General features: G+C 68.5%; 3 protein-coding genes and 1 pseudogene. 2 read left to right on the top strand and 2 right to left on the bottom strand.

The features are described 5' to 3' along the window. Nucleotides 1-828 (bottom strand): polyprenyl diphosphate synthase (uppS, locus tag ACFQEU_RS12885; protein WP_379782773.1); only part of this gene is annotated, 828 nt, incomplete at its 3' end. Between the two features lie 116 nt (nt 829-944). On the opposite strand from uppS, the gene lwrS reads away from it, so the two are divergent. Continuing rightward, nucleotides 945-1,337 (top strand): LWR-salt protein, encoded by a 393-nt coding sequence (lwrS, locus tag ACFQEU_RS12880; protein WP_379782771.1) that lies wholly within the window; start codon nt 945-947, stop codon nt 1,335-1,337. A gap of 174 nt (nt 1,338-1,511) precedes the next feature. Then, a complete protein-coding gene (locus ACFQEU_RS12875; RefSeq protein WP_379782769.1) occupies nt 1,512-2,162 on the top strand; it encodes an HAD family hydrolase in 651 nt (216 codons plus the stop codon). Between the two features lie 69 nt (nt 2,163-2,231). Here the strand turns inward: ACFQEU_RS12875 and ACFQEU_RS12870 are convergent. Further along, nucleotides 2,232-3,688, bottom strand: a pseudogene (locus ACFQEU_RS12870) (stress protein); the annotation flags it as partial.

Raw genomic sequence — 3,688 nt, 5'->3', positions numbered from 1 at the left:
TTCCTCGAGCTCGACCTCGGCGACCGCCCTGACGAGCGCGGCAGCTCGCTCGGCGCGGGCGCGTCGCCAGCTCTCCTCGCGCGCGCCGTACGTTCGGATGGCGCGCATGAAGTCCACCTCGGAGAACTCCGGCCAGTAGGGGGTACAGAAGTAGACGGCCGCCTCGTTACCGTTGGCGTGCCACGGGAGGAAGTTCGAGGTGCGCTCGTCGCCACCGGTTCTGACGATGAGATCGACGTCGCGGATCGGCCGGTCGTACAGTCGCTCTTCAACCGTTTCAACGTCCACGGAGGCGGCGTCGATCTCGCCGGCGGCGGCCTCTCGAGCGATGTCCCGGGCCGCGTCGAGCAAGGCGGTCCGGCCGCCGTACGCGAGCGCGACGTTGAGCGTAAAACGGTCGTTATCGGCAGTTCGGCGCTCGGCGTACGCGACCGCCTCTCGGACCCGATCCGGGAGGCGCTCCACATCGCCGATAGCACGGACGTGGACGCCTCGCTCGTGGACTCGATCGGCGTCGGCGAACTCGCGGAGCTTCGTTTCGAGGAGGGCGAACAGCGGTTCCAGCTCCTCGTCCGGGCGGGCGAAGTTCTCCGTCGAGAACGCGTACAGCGTCAGCTCCTCGACACCGAGGTCCGCACACCAGTCGAGGAGTCGCTCGGTCGTGTCGGCACCGGCCCGATGGCCCTGCGGCGCGTCGTCACCCTGTTCGCGGGCGTACCGACGGTTGCCGTCCTGAATGACGGCGACGTGGGTTGGGACCTCGTCGACCCGCCGGTGGAGGTGTCGGAGGTATGCGCGCTCGATCGCGCCGCGGAACGGGGAGAGCACGGTCGTCGGGACGGGACGAACGGGTATGTAGTTTGTCGTTGTTGCTGTCATGTTCGTCGCATGGGCGGCCGAGGGCCGGGAGAACGGTTATCGCCCCGCCGGGAGAGCGTCCGGGTATGGACGCCGCGTACGTGTTCACGGTCACGTTCGAGCTCGGGCCCACGTCGAAACCGGACGATCCGGCCCCGCCGCGCGTCGAGCCGAACCGATTCGAGACGACGGTCGAGCTCCCCGCCGCGGTCCCCGGCGACCCGGGGTGGAAGCTGTTCCGCGACCGCCTCTGGCGCGGCGAGGTCGGTGACGATCCGTCGTTCCGTCGGTTCCTCGCCGACCGGCTCGGCGTCGACGTCGTCGCCGTCTCCTTCCGCGAGCTCCGGACCGACGAGGCCTACCTGTCGGCGCTCCGGTCGGCGGTCCGCGAGGACCTGGCGGCGTTCAACGCCGCCGACGTCGACGAGGCCCTTCACAAGTACCTCGGGTCGTCGATCCACGTCCGGGAACGAGAGTAGTGGCGACGAGGACAGCCGGCGGCGGACGCGAGCGACGGCCGGCGGCGGACGCGAGTGATAGGGACGAGATCACCACCGGTGGGAGCGGTCGCGACGGCGATGACTCGATCGCGACGGCGACCACCTCGCTGCCACCGCAACGCACTTGTCGGGACCGCGCCTACGAACGCGCCCATGGTCGTCGCCGACTACGAGTTTCACCTGTTCGACCTCGACGGGACCCTCGTCGACGCGGAGTGGGCGTACACCCGCGAGGTGTTCGATCGGGTCGGCGAGCGACTCGATCGGCGATTCTCCGACCGGGAGGCGTACGTCCTCTGGCACGGGCTCGGGGGTGCGCGCGCGGGGACCCTTCGAGGACTCGGCGTCGACCCCGACCGCTTCTGGCCCGCGTTTCACGACGTTGAGGACCCGATCGCCCGCGCGGAGGCGACGTACCTCCACGACGACGCCGCCCGGCTACTCGACCGGCTCGACGCCGCAGGGCAGCCGACCGGGCTCGTCACGCACTGTCAGGCGTTCTTGGCGGAGCCCGTGCTCGATCGACTCGACCTGACGGACCGCTTCGACGCGGTCGTCTGTTGTACCGACGACACGGGCTGGAAGCCGAACCCGGAGCCGCTGGAGGTCGCGATGGACGCGATGGGCGTCGACGCCCGAGGGCGAGGCTACTACGCCGGCGATGGCGAGAGCGACGTGGGCGCAGCCTGGAACGCCGGGCTGGACGCGATCCACGTGGAACGGATCGGTCACGAGGATCGCGGACGCTGTATCCGTGGCGACCGACGGGTGGCCGCGCTCGACGAGCTCGTCGACGCGCGATAGGTCGGGCGTCTGACCGCCCACCGGGGCGGGAGTGTCGCGGGCGGAATCAGGGCCTGGAGGACGAACGGATCAGTTGCTGCCGAATATCCGATCGAGCAGCACGCGCTGGATGAAGCCGGACTGCCGCTCGTCCGGGGGCTGGACCATCACGGCGGTACAGTCGACGCTATCGACGAGCCGGTCGCCGGGACGCCCGAACACGGCACCGCGCAGTCCGCGCCGTTCGGTCGTGGTGACGAGCAGGTCGGCCGACTCCGCGAACCGCGAGAGCCCCTCGACCCGGTCGTCAGTCTCCAGGATCCGCGAGTCCGCGGTCACCGTGAGTATCCGTCGGAGCTCGTCGTGATACTCCTGAACGACGGCACGACGCTCCTCGGAAACGTCTTCCGGGACGGTCTGAAGCAGTGTCAGCGTCGCGCCCGTCTCCTCGGCGATCGCGTCGGCGACGAGCAGCTTCACCGGGTCGTACGTCCCGCTGTTCGTCGCTACGGCGATCTCGTCGGCCCCGTCGAAGCCGCGGTCCTCGACGAGCAACACGCCACACGGCGCGTTCTTCAGGACGTGTTCGTTGAGCCCTTCGCCGTACAGCTCGTGCAGCTCCTCGACCCGACGTTCGAGCACGATGAACTCCTCCTCCTCGAAGGAGGCGTACTCCACGATCGCGGGACCGACGTCCTCGGTCTTGATTTCACGGAAGTCGACGCTCGACAATGCGTTTCCGGATCCCGCGTCGTCGGACACCTGTTGGACCCCGCCATCGGGGCGTTCGTCGGTGTTCGAACCGATTGGTAAGGTAGTCGCGTTCGTCGCCCACTCGGGTGGATCGACCCGCGTCGACGTAGTGTCACCGGCGGTGAACGCCCGGTGGGGCACCCGTTTGAACGTTCCAACCGTGACCTCCCCTTTGCGGAGACTGGAGAGGTCCATCCCGATACGGAGCATATCGACGCTCGTCTCCGGCGAGGTGTCGTCGGTCACCGCGACCAGCGTGTCGTACCGTTGCTGTTCGCCGAACAGCTCTCTCGTCCGCTCGAGTGCGGCCTCGCTGACGTTCTGTCGGACGCCGGTCCGGGCCGCGCCCTCGCGGTCCGTGCGCGGTCGGACGTAGAGATAGAAGTACACGACTGAGACCGCGGTGATAAACGCCGCGCCCGCGAACGGGACGAGTCCCACCTGCGTGAGGACGAGAAAACCGCTCGCCATTCCGAAGATCTGCATCCAGGGGTACAGCGGCGACGTGAAGACGGGGTCGTAGTCGTCGACCGCGCCCTCGCGGAACCCGACAAGCGCGAGGTTCACGAGGATGAAGACGAGGATCTGGAACGCGCTCCCGAACTTCGCCACCTGGTCGATCGGGAGGAAGACGATCATCAGGACGATGATCCCACCGGACAGCGAGATGGAGAGGACGGGGGTGTTAAACCGGTCGCTGACGCGCTCGAACGCCGGCGGCGCGAGGCCGTCACGCGCCATCGCGAACGGGAACCGGGACGCCGACAGCAGCCCGGCGTTCGCGGTCGACGCCA

This window comes from Halorubrum tibetense (assembly GCF_042661865.1).
Lineage (GTDB): Archaea > Halobacteriota > Halobacteria > Halobacteriales > Haloferacaceae > Halorubrum > Halorubrum tibetense.
The sequence above is the reverse complement of the archived record's forward strand: the minus strand, read 5'-3'. Positions and strand labels throughout refer to the sequence as shown.

Coding starts and splice junctions, on each gene's coding strand:
- lwrS (WP_379782771.1), top strand. CDS start 945: ATGGACGCCGCGTACGTGTTCACGGTCACGTTCGAGCTCGGGCCCACG.
- ACFQEU_RS12875 (WP_379782769.1), top strand. CDS start 1,512: ATGGTCGTCGCCGACTACGAGTTTCACCTGTTCGACCTCGACGGGACC.